Here is an 18260-nt window from a genome sequence, read left to right on the forward strand (position 1 = left end):
GCCCTCGCAACGTATCGACGTCGGATCGGCAACGGTGATGGTTGATCGACCCCCATCGTGCGCGGCGGCGATACGATGACCATGTGCCGGGTGCGGTGGAGCAGAGGCTCCTTCAACAGGGGCTGATCTACGCGCTCGGGCTGCGGATCGTCGTGATCGGACTGTCCAGTTCGGTCAGTCTCGCTCTGGCCCCGATGCCGGACCGGGCGATCGCCGCCCTCGTGATCGCCGCGTTCACCGCCTGGAGCGTGCTCTACGCGGTGTTGATGGTGCGCACGCGGTCGAAAGCCCTGCCGGTGGCGGATGTCGCGGCCGTCTGCGCGATCTGCCTGACCCAGATCTGGACCGTCACGCCTGATCCGCGCGCGGGCGCGACCTGGGTGCTCATCGCGATCAACATGGTCGTGATCACCTACCCGTGGCAGCTGGGCCGGCCCGCGCTGGCCGGCGCCACGCTGACGATCATCGCGGTCTACTACGTGGGCGCGACGATCGCGGACCCGGGCGGCTGGCTCGTCGACAAGACGCTCGGGCCGTGGACCGCGGCGGAGGCGGCGCTGTCGTGGGGGCTGTACCGGTTCGTGCGGCGGGGCGCGCGCACCTCGGACCGGATCATCGCGCGGGCCGCGGAGCTGCGCCGGGCCGCGGAGATCGCGGGCGCGCGCCGGGCCGGCGAGCGGGAGTACCTGGCGGCGCTGCACGACACGGCCGCGGCGACGCTGCTCATGGTCGGCAGCGGCATCGTGGCCGGCCGGGAGCCGTGGCTGTCCGCGCAGGCGCGCCGTGACCTGCAGGAGATCCACCGGTCCGAGGACGCGGCGCAGGGTGCGACGGACCTGATCCCGCTGCTGCGCGAGGCGGCCGGGCACACGCAGGTGCGCGTCTCCTGGCGTACCCCCGAGGTGCTGGTCCTGCCGTCGGCCGACGCGGTGTCGCTGAGCCGCGGTGTCCGGGAGGCGCTGACCAACGTGGCGCGGCACGCCGGCACCGATCGGGCGGAGATCCGGGTCCGGGCGGACGGCGCGCTGGTCACCGTGGAGATCGCCGACGAGGGACGCGGTTTCCAGATCAACAGCATCAACCCGCAGCGGTACGGGGTGACGCGCTCGCTGATCGAGCGCATGACCAGGATCGGCGGCCGCGCACGGATCGACAGCACCCCCGGCCACGGCACCACGGTCACGCTGACCGCGGGGCATGACACCCCCGCGGAGGACAGCGGCGACCGTGAGGTCATCGCCACCTCGTTCCAGCGGGGCCTGCGCTGGGCCGTGATCGTGATGAGCCTGGCGATCCTGACGCTGCTCGACCTGCCGCGGATGCTGGCCAGCCGCGCCTCCTACGAGCAGTTCTGGCCGCAGCTGGTCACCTGGTCCGGCCTGGTCGCGGTGGTGCTGGTGGTGGCCGCGGCCACCTGGCGGGACCGTCCGCTCGGCCGGTGGCGCACGCCGCTGATCGTGCTGGTGTTCGCGCTCGCCGCGCTGGCGACCTGGTCCGTCCGGCCGGAATATCTGCTCGGCCCCGCGCACTGGTCCGAGGGCGATGCGGGCTGGCCGCTGGTGCTGCTCATGATGGGCGCGCGCGTGCCGGTCTTCGCCGTGGTGCTGCTCGCGCAGTACCTCATGACGTTCGGGCAGGCGGCGCTGGCGTGGGACGCGGCGCTGAGCGTGGCCGGCGCGATCAGCGCGACCTGGGCCGTGCTCACCTACCAGCTGGCGATCGCGATGATCGCGGCCGTGCTGCGGGGCATGGCCGCGTCGTCCGCGCGGGCGCTGCACGCGGCCGAGCGGGAGCGCACGGCCGAGGCGGTCGACCGGCACCTGCACGAGGACCGGACCGGGCGGCTCGCGGCGTTGGCGGCCACGGCCGTACCGCTGCTGGAGGGTCTGGCTTCCGGTGGTCTTGATCCTGGTGACGAGTCGGTGCGGAGCGCGTGCGAGGCGGAGGCGGCCCGGATGCGCCGGCTGATGGCGGAGGACACCGGGTTGTTCTTCCACGAGCTGCGGGCCTGCGTCGAGGAGGCGGAGCGCAACGGCGTCGCGGTGTCGTTCACCGAGTTCGGCACGTTCCCCGCGCTGACGCCGCCGGTCCGGAGGCGGTTGATCGAGCCGGCCATCGCCGCGCTCGCGACCGCGCAGGGCCGGGCCCGGCTCTCGGTGACCGGCACCCGCGAGACGGTGACGGTGAGCGTGGTGGCCGCGTGCTTGCAGCCGCCGCCCGCGCCGGACCGGGACGGTGTCCGGCGGTCCACGGTGGCCGACGGGGACCGGTTCTGGATACAGGCAACCTGGCAGGGAGATCAGTGAACCTCTTTCGCAGGCCCGAGGCGCCGGACGTCACCGCGGTGATCGTGGACGACCATCCGGTCGTCGTGGCCGGCGTCCGCGCCTGGTGTGCGCTCGCCGACCCGCCGATCCGGGTGGTCGCGGCCGGGCCGACGGTCGCGGTCGCCTGGACGGACCCGGGCGCGCAGGCCGACGTCGTGGTGCTGGACCTGCAGCTGGACGCGACCGGGCCCGCGTTCGGCGACCTGAAACGCCTGGTCGACGCGGGACGGCAGGTGGTCGTCTACACGATGCGGGCGGACCGGGAGACCGCGCTGACCGCGCTGGACATCGGCGCGTTCACGTTCCTGACCAAGGCCGAGGGCGAGGACCATCTGATCGCGGCGATCCAGGCGGCCGCGGCCAGTGCGCCGTATGTTCCGCCGACGCTGTCCGGCGCGTTCGGCACGGACGAGCGCTCGCACCGGCCGCGGCTGTCCCCGCGCGAGCAGCAGGTGCTGATCGAGTGGTTCCACTCGGAGTCGAAGGAGATGGTGGCGCGCCGCCTGACGATCACGGTGCACCGGGTCAACTCGTGCCTGGAGCGGGTGCGGATCAAGTACGCCAACGTGGGCCGTGAGGCGCCGACCAAGGCCGCCCTGGTGGCACGTGCGCTCCAGGACGGCCTGATCACGACGGACGATCTGTAGCGCGCCCGTCTACCGCTTCGCCTCGGCCAGGCGCTCGCTCAGGTAGGCCGCGGTCGCGGTGCCGGCCGGCTCGCCGTAGGGCGCGACGTAGGCGGGCGTGTCCCGCTGGAAGCGCCAGCTCTCGGCCAGCCCGCCCACGTCGTGGGCGTCGTAGCCGATCGCGTCCAGGAACGCCGCCACCGTCTTCTTCGCGGTCGCGTCGTCGCCGGCGATCGGCAGTCCGGACCGGTCCGCGCTGCCGGACGGGCGCGCGAGCCCGGCCAGGTGCAGGTAGTAGATGTTGTTGAAGCCCTTGACCACCGTCGACTCCGGCAGGTGCGCCTGGAGCAGCTCGCTGGTGGTGGTCTCCTCCGCGTCCAGCTCGGCGAACCGGCCGTCCCGGTCCGGGTAGTAGTTGTTGGTGTCGATCACGACCTTGCCGCGCAGCGGCGCGACCGGGACCTCGCGGTACGCCTTCAGCGGCACGGTCACCACCACGATGTCGCCGGCCTCGGCCGCCTCCGCCGCGGTCGCCGCGCGGGCCTTCGGGCCGAGCTCGCCGACCAGGTCCGCCAGCGTCTCCGGGCCGCGGCTGTTGCTGAGGACCACGTCGTACCCGGCGTTCACCGCCAGCCGAGCGACCGTTCCACCGATGTTCCCGCTGCCGATCAATCCGATAGTCGTCACGATCGGGCCAACCCGGCGCGGACCGCACGCATTCCTTGAGTCAGAACTTGTCGGAGCAGCTCGCGGCGTCGGCGACCTTGAGCAGCAGGCCGTTGAGCTGGTCACGCTCGGCGGGTGAGAGCGCGCCGAACAGGTCGTTGTCCGCGTCGTCGAGCAGCTTCTCGATGGTGTGCAGGACCGACAGGCCGCCGGCTGTGATCGAGACGATGTGGCGGCGGCGGTCGGCGGGGTCGCGGTTGCGGGAGACCAGTCCGAGGTTCTCCAGCTCGTTGAGGACGGCGACGACCGCGCTCGGGTCCACCCCCAGCGCGTCGATCAGCGCCTGCTGGCCGAGCGGACCGTCGGTGAGCCGGGTCAGCGTGTAGAGCGACCGCATGGTCAGCCCCTCGGCGGCCAGCGCGGCCCGCACCCGGGTGCCGGCGATCGCGCCGCGCCCGGCAAGCAGCACGCCCAGCTGGTCCATCACGGCAGTACGCGGAGGCGAGGTCACCCACACATCCTAACCACGCCCTCAATTGTTGTGCTGATCAAATCGTTGTAGCCTTCCAACGATTGCAGGTACAAAACGATTGAGGGAGCTCCACCATGTTCGTCGCCTACACCGTCGCCGCCGTGATCTACGGCCTGATGAACGTCAGCAGCGCCATCGCCAAGATCCGCGGCGTCGACCGGGTGGCCGGCGTGCTGACGACCGTCGGCGTACCCCCGCGGCTCTTCACGCCCCTGGCCCTGCTCAACATCGCCGGCGGCATCGGCCTGTGGATCGGCATCGCGTGGCGCCCCCTCGGCATCGCCGCCGCGGCCGGGCTCGCGCTCTACTTCGCGGGCGCGGTCATCGCCCACATCCGGGTCCGGGACACCGCGGGAATCCCCCTGCCCGCAATCCTCTCCACGCTCGCCGTGATCACGCTCGCGCTCGCGATCGCCTCCGCCTGACCTCGTCCTGCCCGCAGGGCCAGATCAAGATCAAGATCCCGCCACGGTACGGCCGCCCCGCACCACGCCGCACGCCGAGGAGCCGGCCCGCCCGTCAGGTCCGTGCGCCGACACCGAGCCGCGACCTCGCCGGGCAGACCGGGCGCCGCGAGCGCGGGCCGGGCCGGGTCGCGGTCACGCCGACGGGCGGCCGCTCGCACTGTCAAGCTCGCCGGCCCGCCCTGCGCCCGAAATTTCGCGATTTATAGGTCTCGGCGCCAGGCTGAGGTCTTGCACTCTCCAACGGGCCGTTATTTACCGAAATTTCGGGCGCGGAGCGGCCGGAGGCGAGACGCGCGGAGGCGAGACGCGCGGAGGCGAGACGCGCGGAGGCGGCCGACCGGCCCGCGGGCGCGCGTCTCGCCTCCGGCCGGTGGGCGCGCGTCTACCCGGCCGGTGGCCGTGCGTCGTAGGCCTGCTGGCGGGCGGTGATCTCGTCGGCGTGGGTGACGGTCCAGTCGTACAGGTGGGAGAAGGGCTCGCGGAGGGACTCGCCGAGCGGCGTCATCGAGTACTCGACGCCGACCGGCGAGGTCGGCAGGACACGGCGCTCGATCATGCCGTTGCGCTCCAGACGGCGGAGGTTCTGGGTCAGGACGCGCTGGGTGACGCCCTCCAGGCGGCGCTTGATCTCGTTGAAGCGGCGCGGCTCGGCCAGCACCGCCATGATCATCAGGGACCACTTGTCCGCGATCTGGTCGAGGATCGGGCGGCTGGGGCAGTCGGCGCGGAAGACCCAGTCCGGGTCGTCGGACTCCATCACGCTAGGTATCCTCCGCGATCCTTACGATGGTGAAAGTGCGTTATTGACGCTTTCCGGCGGCCACTCAACGATAGGTATACATCAGATACCTAGCGGCGCGGCAACCCGTGCCGTCGAACGGAGACCGGCGTGAACCAGCCCACCCTGCACGTGGCCCACGACCGCGGCGTCGTCACCGTCGCGATCGACAATCCGCCGGTCAACGTGCTCAGCCTGCCGATGATGACCGAGCTGATGACGCTGCTGGCCACGCTGCGGACGGACGACACCGCGCGGGTCGTCGTGTTCGAGAGCGCAAACCCGGAGTTCTTCATCGCGCACGTCGACATGACGCTGGTGGACGCGGAGATCGACCCGACCGCGGGCGCACCGGACGGGCTCAACGTCTTCCAGGCGCTCGGCGAGGCCGTCCGCGCGCTGCCGCAGGTCACGATCGTCAAGCTGCAGGGGCTGGCGCGCGGCGGCGGGGCCGAGTTCGTCGCGGCGGCGGACATGAGCTTCGCCGCGATCGGCCGCGCGGGGCTCGGGCAGATGGAGGCACTGGGCGGCATCGTGCCCGGCGGTGGCGGCACGCAATACCTGCTGGACCGCGTCGGCCGGCAGCGCGCGCTGGAGATCGTGCTCGGCGCGGACCGGTTCGACGCGGAGACGGCCGCCCGCTACGGCTGGGTCAACCGCGCGCTGCCGGCGGACGAGATCGACGCGTTCGTGGACCGGCTCGCCCGCAATGTCGCGGACCTGCCGGAGGGCACGATCGCGGCCGTGAAGCACGCGCTGCCGCCGCACGACGTGGCCGACGGCTTGCGGCGCGAGCACGAGGCCTGGGCGGGCCAGTTCATCAGGCCCGCGGCGGAGAAGCTGCTCCGGGGCGCGCTCGCGGCCGGCGCCCAGACGCCGGACCGCGAGCGGCACCTGGAGGAGCTGCTGCGGTCGATCACGGTCTGACGGGCCGCGGAAGCGGGACGAACGCAAAGGAACGACCCCAGGGTGCCGATCAGGGGTACATGAGGAGCAGGTACGGTCGCGCGGGCTATCTGGCCTGGCTGACGGCGCTCAGCGCGCTCTACTACGCGTGGCCGGACCAGCGGGTCGCGCTCTGGACCCTGATCGGCCTCTCCGGGGTCGCCGCGGTCCTGGCCGGAGCGCGCCTGCACCGCCCGGACCAGTGGCTGCCGTGGGTGCTGATCGCGTCCGCGCTGCTCGTGTTCATCACCGGCGACCTGATCAACAACGTGTACCTGACGGTCGGCGTTCAGCCGCCGTACCCGGGCGTCGCCGATGTGTTGTACCTGCTCGTCTACCTGCTGCTCGGCGGCGGCCTGCTGCTGTTCGTGCGGGCGCGCGCGGGCGACCACAACCGGGCCGCGCTGCTGGACGCGATGGTGCCCACCGTGAGTTTCGGGCTGCTGACCTGGGTGTACCTGATCGCCCCGTACGCGCGCGCGACCGATCTGACGCTGGTGGAGAAGGCGTTCTCCGTGGCGTACCCCGTCTGCGATCTTCTGGCTCTGGGGTTTCTGCTCCGGCTGCTGAGCGTGCCGGGGCGCAAGGCGGCGCCGGTGCAGCTGCTGACCGTGGCCGTGCTGGGGCTGCTCTTCTCGGACGTCGTGTTCAGCCTCAACCGGCTCAACGCGAACTGGGCGATAGGCGGACCGATAGACCTCGGGTGGATCATCATGTACGGCTGCGCCGGTCTCGCCGCGCTGCAACCCTCGATGATCACGCTCACCGACCCGGCCGCGCCGGTGCCGGACTCCGGCGCGCGGGGTGCGGTCCGCCGGCTGGCGCTGCTGACCGCGGCGTCGCTGATCGCGCCGGCCGTGCTGCTGGTCGAGTTCGTGCACGGTGAGGTGGTCGACGCGCCGGTGATCGCGGCCGCGGCCGGGCTGATGTTCGTGCTGGCCATGGCGCGGGTGCACGGGCTGCTGACCGCGCAGCGCCGGGCGGAGGACCGGGAGCGCGCGCTGCGCCGGGCCGCGGAGAGGCTGGCGGCCGCCACCACGCACGAGGAGCTGGCCGCCGCGGTCGCGGCCACGGTGGAGGGGTTCCTGCCGGCGGGCACGAAGTACCGGATCGGGCACGAGCCGACCCGGTGCGGCCCGTTCCGGCCCGGCCTGCGGCTGGTCCCGGCCACGGACTTCCCGCACCAGCTCGAGGCCTACATGATCCTGCCGGGCGCGCCGCTGCGGGCCGCCACGCTGCAGCTGGCCGCGCCGCTGGACGCGCTGCGTGAGGTGCGGCCCGCGCTGGAGGCGCTGCACGTGCAGATCGGCACCGTGCTGCAGCGGATCGCGCTCGCGGGCGAGGTCAGCCGGCGCGACGGCGAGGCGTATTTCCGCACGCTGATCCAGAGCGCGTCCGACGTGATCCTGATCGTGGGCGAGGACGGTTGCATCCGCTACGCCAGCCCGTCCGCGAGCACGCTGCTCGGCTACCCGGACCTGCACGGCATGCCGCTGCTGCGGATCATCGCGGACACCCATCACGAGGCGCTGCGCGGCCGCCGGTCCGCCGAGGGCGTGGACCTCACCGCGGTGCGCGCGGACCGCCGGCTGCTCCAGGTCGAGTGCACCGTCCGGGACCTCCACGACGATCCCACGGTACGAGGTCTGGTGCTCACCATCCGGGACGTGACCGAACGCCGCCGCCTCGAGAACGACCTCACCCACCAGGCGTTCCACGACAGCCTGACCGGGCTGGCGAACCGGGTGCTGTTCCGCGACCGGCTGGAGCAGGCCTACGTGCGCGCGGCGCTGGCCGGCGCCACCATCGGCGTGCTCTTCGTGGACCTGGACGACTTCAAGGAGGTCAACGACACGCTCGGGCACGCGATCGGCGACCAGCTGCTGATCACGGTCGCCGACCGGATCACGCAGGCTGCCGGGAAGTACAACACGGCCGCGCGGATGGGCGGCGACGAGTTCGCGATCCTGGTCGAGCACTCGGCCGAGGACGGCGGTGCGGAGGACATCGCCGCGGCCGTGATCGCGGCGCTGGGCGTGCCGGCCGAGGTCAGCGACGGCATCGGCGGCACGTTCACGGTCAGCGGCGCGGCCAGCGTCGGCGTGGCGACCAGCGCGGACGCGGAGCACCCGACGGAGCTGCTGCGGCACGCCGATCTGGCGCTCTACCTGGCCAAGGGCGCGGGCAAGGGCGACTGGAAGCGATACCGGCACGACCTGCACACCGCGATGATCGAGCGGCTGGCGCTGCGGCAGGCGCTGCAGGAGGCGGTCGACCAGGAGCAGTTCGTGCTGCAGTACCAGCCGATCGTGGACGTGCACAGCAGCGCGGTCGTCGGGCTGGAGGCGCTGGTGCGCTGGCAGCATCCGGAGCGGGGGTTGCTCGGGCCGTACCACTTCATCGAGCTGGCGGAGGAGAGCGGCGCGATCGCCGGCATCGGCGAGTGGGTGCTGCGCGAGGCCTTGCGCCAGTTCGCCGCGTGGGACCTGGACACGCTGCGCTACGTCAGCGTGAACGTGTCCGCCCGCCAGTTCCGTCAGCCCGGGTTCGTCGACCGGGTGCGCGAGGCGCTGTCCGCCGCGGGTGCGGCACCGTCGTCTCTGCTGCTGGAGATCACCGAGAGCCTGGTGCTGCGCGACGCGGACCAGGTGATCGCGGACCTGGCGGTGCTGCGGGCGCTGGGCGTGCGGATCGCGATCGACGACTTCGGCACCGGGTACTCGTCGCTGAGCTACCTGCGGCAGATCCCGGTCGACGTGCTAAAGATCGACAAGTCGTTCATCGACGACATCATCGAGAGCCGGCAGCAGCGGGCGCTGGTCGAGGCGATCGTGACGCTCGCGGGCAACCTCGATCTGACCGTGGTCGCGGAGGGCATCGAGCACGCGGAGCAGCGGGAGACGTTGCAGCGGATGGGCTGCCCGTACGGGCAGGGCTACCTGTTCTCGAAGCCGGTGTGGCCGGCGGAGATCCCGGCGCTAACGCGGGCCTGAGCCCGGCGGCGGCTCGGACAGCAGGCCGCGCCAGCGGGTGGCCGACTCCAGCGTGTCCAGGATGATCTGTTGCAGGAACGCGCCGCCCCGGGCCAGCCGCCGGCCGACCGGGGTGTCCGGCCCGACCGCCTCCGCGCCGTCGATCGCGGCCCGCGCCGCCTCGAGCGTCTGCCGTGAGCTGATCACGACGGAGACGTACCAGGACTCGTCGTCCACGACATACACGTCCCGCCGCCGCTCCGGGTCGCGCTCGCGGCGCACGTAACCGTATTCGACCAGCGAGTTCACGGCCACGGACACGGAGGCCGGGCTGACCTTGAGCCGCCGGGTCAGCTCGGCCGCGGTGCGCCGGCCGTCCTCGGCCAGCAGCAGGTCGATGTGCACGCGCGCGGTGATCCGGGGCAGCCCGGAACGGACCGCGAGCTCGACCATCTCCTCGTCGATGCGCCCCTCGGGCGCACCTGCCGGGAACGGCGCGACCGGGATGCGGCGCGCCCTGGCCGCGGTCGCCCGGTGCGCGCGCTGGGGCCGGTAGCCGGCCGGGCCGCCGTTGCGGGCGATCTCGCGGCTGATCGTCGAGGTGGGGCGGCCGAGCCGCCGGGCGATCTCCGCGTAGGAGAGGCGGGCCGCGAGCCCGGCCGCGATCCGGTGCCGTTCCTGCTGGGTCAACCGTCCTCCGGGCATGCGGACAGTATTGCCTTCGGCGTCAGCCATTGCAACGCGACATTGCGTTCGGTGTCACCGTCATTGCTCCAGTTTTACGGCTCTGGGCTGGGCTTTTGTGGTTCCGGCGATTGACACCCGTTCTTTGAGGGCCGTAGCTTTCAACCAGGAACAAACGCGTACTATCGCGATACGGGGAGACGTCATGAGCGAGTCCGTCCACACCGTCCCGGCCATGCCCGCCGCACGCCGGGCCGGGTGCCCGTTCGACCCGCCGCCGGAGCTGAGCGACGCGCAGCGCCACGGCCCGATCAGCCGCTTCACCCACTCGCACGGCCGCCCCGGCTGGCTGGTCACCGGCTACGACCTGACCCGCGCGGTCCTGGCCGATCCCCGGTTCAGCACCCGCAAGGACCTGCTGAACGTCGGCGACTTCCGGGTCCCGCCCGCACCACCCGGCGAGTTCCTGCTGATGGACGAGCCGGACCACGGCCGCTACCGCAAACCGCTGATCCGCCGCTTCACCGTGCGGCGCATGCGGCTGCTCACCGCGCGCGTCGAACAGATCACCGCGGAGCGCCTGGACGCGATGGAGAAGGCCGGGCCGCCGGTCGACCTGGTGAGCGCGTTCGCCAAGCCCATCCCCACCATCATGATCTGCGAGCTGCTCGGCGTGCCCTACGAGGACCGGGACGCGTTCCAGGAGCAGATCGACACGTTCATGGGCGGCGAGGCCGGCATGGAAGAGCTGATCGCCGCCTACACGGCCACGCAGACCTACCTCGGTGAGCTCGTGCGTGCCAAACGCGCCCACCCGACCGACGACATCCTCAGCGAGCTCACCGACACCGACCTGACCGACGAGGAGCTGCAGGGCATGGCGCTGCTCCTGCTCGCCGCCGGCTTCGACACCACCGCGAACATGCTGTCCCTCGGCACGTTCGCGCTCCTGGAGAACCCGGCCCAGATCGCCGCGCTGCACACCGACCCGGCCCGCGCGGTCGAGGAACTGCTGCGCTACCTGAGCGTGGCCAAGACGTTCATGCGGACCGCGCTGGAGGACGTCTCACTCGACGGCCACCTGATCGAGGCCGGCACCACGGTCGTGCTCTCCTACCACACGGCCAACCACGACCCGGCACGCTTCGACTCCCCCGGCACACTCACGCTGGACCGCGAACACCACGGCCACCTGGCCTTCGGCCACGGTATCCACCAGTGCCTCGGCCAGCAGCTCGCCCGCGTGGAACTGACCGTCGCGCTGACGGCCCTGTTATCCCGCTTCCCCACGCTCCGCCTGGCCGTCCCCGCCACCGAGGTCGTCCTCCGCCCCGAAACCGCCGACATCTTCGGCGTCAAATCCCTCCCGATCACCTGGGACGCCTGACCACCGAAGATCAAATCCCCAGTCGTGGAAGAGGTGCCCGAAGCTGGGCGTGCGGACCGCCACCACCGCGAAGTGGGAAAATTCGCTTCCAGGGTTTTGTTCCTTGCGGTTTCCGGCACGGCCGGCGCAGGGCATTAGCGTGCCGGCAATGGACTGTTACGCCTGTCATCACAATCGGGCGATCGACGCGCTGCCGCCGCGTGAGCTGGTCGCGGCGGACGGGTACTGGCGGGTCGCCCACGCCTTTGACACGGCGCTGCCGGGGTGGCTGATTCTGCTGCCGCGGCGGCACGTCGAGTCGATCGCGGAGCTGACGGACGCGGAGGCGGCGGCGCTCGGGGTCTGGCAGGTGCGGCTCTCCCGGGCGCTGCGGGCCGTGACCGGGTGCACGAAGACGTATCTGATGCAGTTCGCGGAGAAGGAAGGGTTCGCGCACGTGCACTTTCACGTGGTCCCGCGGATGCCCGGCCTTCCGGTCGAGCACCGCGGGCCGCGCGTCTTCGCCTGTCTCGGCGCGGACGAGGAGCAGCGCGTCTCCCCGCAGGACCAGGACATTCTTGCCGTGGCCCTGCGGGATCAGCTGAGGGAGGACGACTGAGTCAGGAGGCGGAGAGGATGTCGACGATGAAGCGGAGCGTGCCGGCGGGCTGGCCGCCGCTGGGGTTGTCGCCGTAGGCGAGGTCGGCGGGGATGTCGAGCTGGATGCGACTGCCGACGGTGGCGCCGACCAGCCCCTGGTCCCAGCCCTGGATGACGTTGCCGGCGCCGAGCTGGAACGTGAACGGCTGCGCGCTGTTCCAGGACGAGTCGAACTCCTGGCCGTCGGCGTAGGTGACGCCGACGTAGTTCACGGTGATCGTCTGTCCGGCCTGGACGGCCGCGCCGGCGCCCTGGACGATCGGTGTCGCCTTGAGCGCGGTGACGGGGCCGGTGCCGGCGGTCGCGGCCGGCTTCGTGCTCAGCGCGGGGTCGGCGCCGGCGGGGACCGGCGGGAACGGCGCGGTGGACTCGGTCACGGCCGGGGCGGGGTCGGCGCTCGGGGTCGCGACGGGGGTCTCGGTCTGCGATATCGCGTAGGCGATCCAGGCGACCAGGCCGACGACGACGGCGACGACGGCCACCGCGGAGCCGGCGGTGGTCAGCACCGCGCGGCGCTTCCGCCTCGCCAGCGCGCGTGCCCTGGCGGCCTTGGCCTCGGCCCGTTTCTCCGCCTTGGTCTTCGACGGCGGGCCGGTGGCGCCTCCCCGCGAGGGGCCGGCAGGACGTTTGGCAGCGACGCGGCTGGCTTCAGGATCTGACACCGCCCGACAATACGATATCCGTCCCACACGCGACAGAAGCCCGCCATCATGGCCTTGACCTGCAGATGCGCCAGGATGGCACCAGAATGGTGCCAAGATGTCTTGCGGGCGGTGCCAAGCGTGTGCCACCATGATGCCATGAACTTGACCACGTATGTGAACAACCTCGGGCGTGAGTTCGCCACGCTGGCAGAATCGGGTGGCGACGAGGCGCGTGCGCTGGTCGAGCGCTTGACCGGGCCGCTGGAGTCGGCGATCCGGATGACGCTGCTGGAAGCGCTGGCGGCGGCGGCCGACGAGATCACCCGGGACCTCGCGCCCGGCTCGGTGGAGCTGCGGCTGCGCGGACGGGACCCGTCGTTCGTCGTGGCCGCGGCGCCGGCCGAGCCGCAGGCCCCCCGCACCGGGGACACCACGGACGCCGAGCCGGCGTTCGCCGAGGACGGGCCGGTCGCGCGGATCAACGTGCGGCTGCCGGAGCAGCTCAAGGCCGCGGTCGAGGAGGCCGCGGCGCGTGAGGGACGTTCGGTCAACGCCTGGCTGGTCCGGGCCGCCGCGGCCGGTGTGCAGCGTGCGGACCGCGATCAGGCCCCGCCCGCCGCCACCCGGCGCGGACAGCAGCACTTCACCGGCTGGGTCAGCTAACACCCGCAACTACCTGCGGAAACACCACAACCCACTCATCACAAGGGGACCACCATGCCTGTTTACCAGACGCCCGAATCGATCGACGTCATCATCGAGCTCAGCGCCGGCGACATCCGGGTCACCGCGGCCGACCGCACCGACACCGTGGTCGAGGTCCGGACCAGCGACGAGAACGACGCCTCCGACGTGGAGGCGGCCGGGCAGATCCGGGTCGACTACACGGACGGCACGCTGCGGGTCACCGGCCCGAAGCGGATGTTCGACTTCTCCCGCAAGACCCGGTCCGTCGAGGTGACGATCGCGCTGCCGACCGACTCCCGCCTGTCCGGGAAGGTGGACGCGGGCGACTACCGGTGCACGGGCCGGCTCGGGAAGTCGTCGCTCAAGCTGTCGGCCGGCAACGTCCGGGTGGAGCGCACCGGCGCGCTGCACGTGGACGTCTCGGCCGGGCACGTCACGGCGGACGAGATCGCCGGTGACGCGGACATCCACACCGGGACCGGCCGGGTCCGGATAGGCGCGGTGGGCGGCGGCGCGGTCATCAAGAACTCCAACGGTGACACCACGGTCGAGACCGTGGCCGGCGACCTGCGGGTCCGGTCCGCGAACGGCGAGATCCAGGTGGGGAACGCGGGCGCCGGCGTGGACGCGAAGACCTCGAACGGCGCCATCCGCCTCGGCCGGGTGAACGGCGGTGCGATCACGCTCGCCTCCGGCAACGGCGACCTGGACGTGGGCATCGCCGAGGGCGTGGCCGCGTGGCTGGAGGTCAACACCGGCTTCGGTCACGTCCGCAACGACCTGACCAGCACGTCCGGCCCCGCCGGCGACGGCCGGACCGTCGAGGTCCGCGGGCGCACCGCGTTCGGCGACGTCCTCATCCACCGCGCATGAAGGGCGCTCCGGCCATCGCCGTCACCGCGCTGCGGAAGTCGTTCGGGAAGCACACCGTCCTCGACGGCATCGACCTGCACGTACCCCCGGGATCGGTCTTCTCGCTCCTGGGTGCCAACGGCGCCGGCAAGACCACCACTGTCAAGATCATGTCCACGCTGCTGGCCGCGGACGCCGGGGAGGTCCGGGTCGCCGGGCACGACCCGGTCCGCGCGCCGGACGCGGTGCGCGCCGCGATCGGCGTCACCGGCCAGTTCTCCGCCGTCGACAAGCTGCTCACCGGCGAGGAGAACCTCCGCCTGATGGCGGACCTGCACCACCTCGGCCGGGCCGAGGGCCGCCGGACCACCACCGATCTGCTGGCGCGGTTCGGCCTCACCGAGGCCGCGCGGAAACCGGCCTCGGCCTACTCCGGCGGCATGCTGCGCCGACTCGACCTGGCGATGACGCTGGCCGGCAGCCCGCAGGTGATCTTCCTGGACGAGCCGACCACCGGGCTCGACCCGCGCAGCCGCCGCGACATGTGGCAGATCGTCCGCGACCTGGTGGCCGGCGGCGTCACCATCTTCCTCACCACGCAGTACCTGGAGGAGGCGGACGAGCTGGCGGACCGGATCGCGGTCCTCGACCACGGCCGGATCGTCGCCGAGGGCACCGCGGAGGAGCTGAAACGCCGCATCCCCGGCGGCCACGTGCGCCTGACGTTCGCCGCGCCGCAGGATCTGGAGGCGGCACGGCAGGCGCTGCCCGAGGCCGTTCCCGACCCCGACACGCTGGCGCTCCGCGTGCCGAACGACGGCAGCATGCGCGCGCTCAAGACGCTCATCGACCGGCTCGACGACCGCGCGGTCGAGGTCGACGAGCTGTCCGTGCACACCCCCGACCTGGACGACGTCTTCCTCGCGCTGACGGGACAACCGACATGACGACCTATCCGGTGCGCGACTCCGCGACGATGCTGCGCCGCAACCTCAAGCGCATGCTCCGATACCCCTCGATGACCGTGACGCTCGTGGCCATGCCCGTCATCTTCCTGCTGCTGTTCGTGTTCATCCTCGGCGAGACGCTCGGCGCCGGCATCAACGGCGGCGGGCGTGCCGCCTACGCCAACTACGTGGCACCGGCGATCATCATGATGACCGTGATGTCCACCGTGCAGGGCACCGCGATCTCGGTCGCGATGGACATGACCGAGGGCATCATCACCCGGTTCCGCACCATGCACATCGCCCGCGTCTCCGTGCTGACCGGCCACGTGATCGGCAGCGTGCTCCAGGCGATGCTCGCGGTGGGCATCGTGACCCTGGTCGCGCTGGCAGTCGGCTTCCGGCCCACCGCCGGCCCGCTCGAATGGCTGGCCACGGCCGGTTTCCTGACCGTGCTGGCGTTCGCGTTCGTCTGGCTGTGCGTCGCGCTCGGCCTGGCCGCCGGCACGGTCGAGACCGCCAGCAACACGCCCATGGTCCTCGTGCTGCTGCCGTTCCTGGGCAGCGGTTTCGTCCCCACCGACTCGATGCCGGCCGCGGTGCGGTGGTTCGCCGAGTACCAGCCGTTCACCCCGATCATCGAGGCGCTGCGCGGCCTGCTGACGGACGCGCCGGTCGGCAACACCGTCTGGATCGCGCTCGCGTGGTGCGCCGTGATCGCGCTCGGCGGCTACCTCTGGTCCAAGCGCCTCTTCGACCGCGCTTCCTGACCCCCGCAAAACCCCTTCCCAGGGCACCCCCATGCCCAAAACCAGATCAAAGGATCAGGCCACATGGGTACGACTCGGAACTACCAGGCCGCGGAGAAGCTGCTCCGCCGCGCCGCCCGCCCCGGCGAGCTCGTCGTCGGCGACCGGATAAGCCCACAGTGGATCGACGGCGGAAGCCGCTTCTGGTACGGCGTGCACACCGGCACCGGCAAGCGGTTCATGCTCGCCGACCCGGCCGCCGGGACGCGGTCACCCGCGTTCGACCACGACCGGCTCGCCGTCGCGCTCGCGGCGGCGGCCGGAGCACCGGTCGACGCGGCCGCGCTGCCGTTCCGGAGCATCGTGGTCGCCGGGAACGCGATCGAGTTCGACGCGTTCGGCGAGCGCTGGCGCTGCCACCTCGGCGAATACACCTGCGCGCGCATCGAGGCACCGCCGGTCGGCAACCCGCTCGCGGTGCCGTCACCGGACGGGAAGACCGCGGTGTCGCGGCGCGGGCACGACCTGTGGGCACAATCGCTGCCGGACGGTCCTGAGTGGGCCCTCACCACGGACGGCGCGCCCGCCTACGGCTACGGCACCGGGCCGGAGGCGCTCGGGAACGCCAGCCTGCTGCGCACGTTCGGCATCCCGCACCTGCCGCCGACGCTCGCCTGGTCGCCGGACTCGACGAAGGTGCTCACCCACCGCACGGACGAGCGCGACGTGCGGCGGACCCATCTGCTCGACGCCGCTCCGGCCGGCGGCGGCGCGCCCGAGCTGCGTGGTCAGCGCTTCGCGTACCCCGGGGATGCGGTGTTGCCGAAGGCGGAGTTGCTGATCCTCGACCTTGCCACGGGTACGACCGTGCACGCCAGGACCGCGCCGCTGGACATGCCGCTGATGTCGCCGATCGCGAGCCGCTGGGCGTGGTGGGCCGAGGACAGCACGGCCGTCTACTACCTCGATCGCCCACGTGACCGGCGCACGCTGTCGCTGCACCGCCTCGACGCGACCACCGGCGAGGTCACCACGGTCCTGAGCGAATCGGGCGCGACACGCGTCGAGCCGAACCAGCGGGGCTACGAGCCACCGATCGTGCGGGTGAGCGGCGACGACGTGCTCTGGTACTCGCAGCGCGACGGCTGGGGGCACCTGTACCGGTACTCGCTGGCGACCGGCGCGCTGCACGGGCAGATCACGTCCGGCGCGTGGGCGGTCCGGCAGATCCTGCACGTCGACCCGTCCGCCCGGGTGGTGTACTTCGTGGCGTCCGGGCTGGTGCAGTCCGACCCGTACCGTCGCACGATCTGCCGCATCGGCCTCGACGGTACCGGCTTCACGAAGCTCACCGACGATGGGCTCGACCACGTCGCCACCGTCGGCGAGGGGTTCTTCGTGGACTCCGCGTCCGCTGTGGACACGCCGCCGGTCACGACCGTCCGGGACTGGGACGGCCGGGTCCTGGTGGAGCTGGAGCGCGCGGACGTCAGCAAGCTCGCCGGCCTCGGATGGACGCCGCCGGAACGCTTCTGTGTCAAGGCCGCGGACGGCGTGACCGACATCTACGGCGTGCTGTACCGGCCGCACGGCTTCGACCCCGCGCAGCGCTATCCCGTCGTGGACACGCTCTATCCCGGCCCGCAGGTCAACCGCGTCGCGCCCACCTTCGACGCCGGCGGCATGGGCCTGGACGCGGAGCCGCTGGCAGCGCTGGGTTTCGTGGTCATCGCGGTCGACGGGCGCGGCACACCGGGCCGCAGCAAGGCGTTCCACGACACGGTGCTGGCCGCCGCCGGCGGACTGGACGACCACGTGGCCGCGCTGCGGCAGCTGGCCGGGACGCGGCCGTGGATGGACCTGGGACGGGTCGCCGCGTTCGGGCACTCCGGCGGCGGCTTCGCCACCGTGCGGGCGATGCTCGACTTCCCCGAGGTCTACACCGTCGGCGTGGCCATGGCCGGCTCCCACGACGCGCCGACGTTCTCCCTGGACTTCGTGGAGGCCTACGACGGTGCGGGCGATCCGGCCGCGTGGGCGCGCTCGTCCAATCTGGACCTGGCGGATCGCTTGTCCGGCAGGCTGTTGCTCATCCACGGCGGTCTGGACGACACCGTGCACCCCGACCAGACGCTCCGGCTCGCCGACCGCCTGATCGCCGCCGGCAAGGACTTCGACCTGCTCATCGTGCCCGGCGCCGAGCACCTCTTCATCACCTCCATCCCCTACGTCCGCGCCCGCGCCTGGGACTTCCTGGTCCGCCACCTCCTGGGCATCGACCCGCCGGCCTACCGCCCCTCCCCCGTCCCCATCGACCCCGACCTGCTGAGCGAACTCTTCGCCTGACCTCGTTCCCTG

Annotated in this window: 17 protein-coding genes; 12 read left to right on the forward strand and 5 right to left on the reverse strand. The window is 72.0% G+C overall.

All coding sequences use genetic code 11. The annotated features are described in order from the left end of the window. Positions 1–95: 95 nt before the first annotated feature. The gene (locus OP04_RS06840) at positions 96–2306 is read left to right on the forward strand and encodes a sensor histidine kinase (protein WP_157239403.1); all 2211 of its coding nucleotides are present in this window, start codon (positions 96–98) and stop codon (positions 2304–2306) included. After that, positions 2303–2974 (forward strand): DNA-binding response regulator, encoded by a 672-nt coding sequence (locus OP04_RS06845; protein ID WP_051797217.1) that lies wholly within the window; start codon positions 2303–2305, stop codon positions 2972–2974. The genes OP04_RS06840 and OP04_RS06845 overlap by 4 nt, the downstream gene beginning before the upstream one ends. 9 nt (positions 2975–2983) lie before the next feature. Here the strand turns inward: OP04_RS06845 and OP04_RS06850 are convergent, their stop codons facing one another. Then, a complete protein-coding gene (locus tag OP04_RS06850) occupies positions 2984–3640 on the reverse strand; it encodes an NADPH-dependent F420 reductase (RefSeq protein ID WP_033338693.1) in 657 nt (218 codons plus the stop codon). A gap of 40 nt (positions 3641–3680) precedes the next feature. Further along, positions 3681–4130 carry a MarR family winged helix-turn-helix transcriptional regulator gene (locus tag OP04_RS06855; protein WP_198153755.1) on the reverse strand — a complete coding sequence of 150 codons (450 nt, stop codon included), beginning with the start codon at positions 4128–4130 and terminating at the stop codon, positions 3681–3683. 95 nt (positions 4131–4225) lie between these two features. Between OP04_RS06855 and OP04_RS06860 the strand changes: the two genes are divergently transcribed. Continuing rightward, on the forward strand, positions 4226–4576 hold the full coding sequence (locus OP04_RS06860) for a DoxX family protein (RefSeq protein WP_033338695.1): 351 nt from the start codon (positions 4226–4228) through the stop codon (positions 4574–4576). Between the two features lie 424 nt (positions 4577–5000). Here OP04_RS06860 and OP04_RS06865 read toward each other — a convergent pair whose 3' ends face one another. Next, a complete protein-coding gene (locus tag OP04_RS06865) occupies positions 5001–5375 on the reverse strand; it encodes a winged helix-turn-helix transcriptional regulator (RefSeq protein ID WP_033338696.1) in 375 nt (124 codons plus the stop codon). 132 nt (positions 5376–5507) lie between these two features. Between OP04_RS06865 and OP04_RS06870 the strand changes: the two genes are divergently transcribed. Together OP04_RS06870 and OP04_RS06875 are read left to right on the forward strand one after the other, a co-directional pair. Next, complete coding sequence (locus tag OP04_RS06870) at positions 5508–6323, forward strand: enoyl-CoA hydratase/isomerase family protein (protein ID WP_033338697.1); 816 nt, start codon at positions 5508–5510, stop codon at positions 6321–6323. A gap of 59 nt (positions 6324–6382) precedes the next feature. Then, positions 6383–9334, forward strand: a complete 2952-nt coding sequence (locus OP04_RS06875) for an EAL domain-containing protein (protein ID WP_033338698.1) — start codon at positions 6383–6385, stop codon at positions 9332–9334. On the opposite strand, the gene OP04_RS06880 is transcribed toward OP04_RS06875, so the two are convergent. Further along, positions 9320–10018, reverse strand: coding sequence for a GbsR/MarR family transcriptional regulator (locus OP04_RS06880; protein ID WP_033338699.1), 699 nt, complete (start codon positions 10016–10018; stop codon positions 9320–9322). The two genes, OP04_RS06875 and OP04_RS06880, sit on opposite strands and share 15 nt — an antisense overlap. Before the next feature lie 184 nt (positions 10019–10202). Between OP04_RS06880 and OP04_RS06885 the strand changes: the two genes are divergently transcribed. Both OP04_RS06885 and OP04_RS06890 read left to right on the forward strand, forming a co-directional pair. Then, entirely contained in the window at positions 10203–11384 is a 1182-nt protein-coding gene (locus OP04_RS06885; protein ID WP_033338700.1) for a cytochrome P450, read from the forward strand. A gap of 148 nt (positions 11385–11532) precedes the next feature. Further along, positions 11533–11982 (forward strand): HIT family protein, encoded by a 450-nt coding sequence (locus OP04_RS06890; protein WP_033338701.1) that lies wholly within the window; start codon positions 11533–11535, stop codon positions 11980–11982. 1 nt (position 11983) lies between these two features. On the opposite strand, the gene OP04_RS06895 is transcribed toward OP04_RS06890, so the two are convergent. After that, positions 11984–12685, reverse strand: a complete 702-nt coding sequence (locus OP04_RS06895) for an FKBP-type peptidyl-prolyl cis-trans isomerase (protein WP_051797219.1) — start codon at positions 12683–12685, stop codon at positions 11984–11986. 138 nt (positions 12686–12823) lie between these two features. Between OP04_RS06895 and OP04_RS06900 the strand changes: the two genes are divergently transcribed. The 5 genes from OP04_RS06900 to OP04_RS06920 all read left to right on the forward strand — a co-directional run bounded on the left by OP04_RS06900 (position 12824) and on the right by OP04_RS06920 (position 18248). Beyond that, on the forward strand, positions 12824–13330 hold the full coding sequence (locus OP04_RS06900) for a ribbon-helix-helix protein, CopG family (RefSeq protein ID WP_033338702.1): 507 nt from the start codon (positions 12824–12826) through the stop codon (positions 13328–13330). A gap of 54 nt (positions 13331–13384) precedes the next feature. Next, on the forward strand, positions 13385–14227 hold the full coding sequence (locus OP04_RS06905) for a DUF4097 family beta strand repeat-containing protein (RefSeq protein WP_033338703.1): 843 nt from the start codon (positions 13385–13387) through the stop codon (positions 14225–14227). Beyond that, the gene (locus OP04_RS06910) at positions 14224–15153 is read left to right on the forward strand and encodes a daunorubicin resistance protein DrrA family ABC transporter ATP-binding protein (RefSeq protein WP_033338704.1); all 930 of its coding nucleotides are present in this window, start codon (positions 14224–14226) and stop codon (positions 15151–15153) included. Before OP04_RS06905 ends, OP04_RS06910 begins: the two co-directional genes overlap by 4 nt. After that, positions 15150–15923 (forward strand): ABC transporter permease, encoded by a 774-nt coding sequence (locus OP04_RS06915; RefSeq protein WP_033338705.1) that lies wholly within the window; start codon positions 15150–15152, stop codon positions 15921–15923. The genes OP04_RS06910 and OP04_RS06915 overlap by 4 nt, the downstream gene beginning before the upstream one ends. A 63-nt stretch (positions 15924–15986) precedes the next feature. After that, the gene (locus tag OP04_RS06920) at positions 15987–18248 is read left to right on the forward strand and encodes a S9 family peptidase (protein ID WP_033338706.1); all 2262 of its coding nucleotides are present in this window, start codon (positions 15987–15989) and stop codon (positions 18246–18248) included. Positions 18249–18260: the final 12 nt, after the last annotated feature.

Origin of the sequence: Catenuloplanes japonicus, assembly GCF_000717135.1 — a bacterium.
Taxonomy (GTDB): Bacteria; Actinomycetota; Actinomycetes; order Mycobacteriales; family Micromonosporaceae; genus Catenuloplanes; species Catenuloplanes japonicus.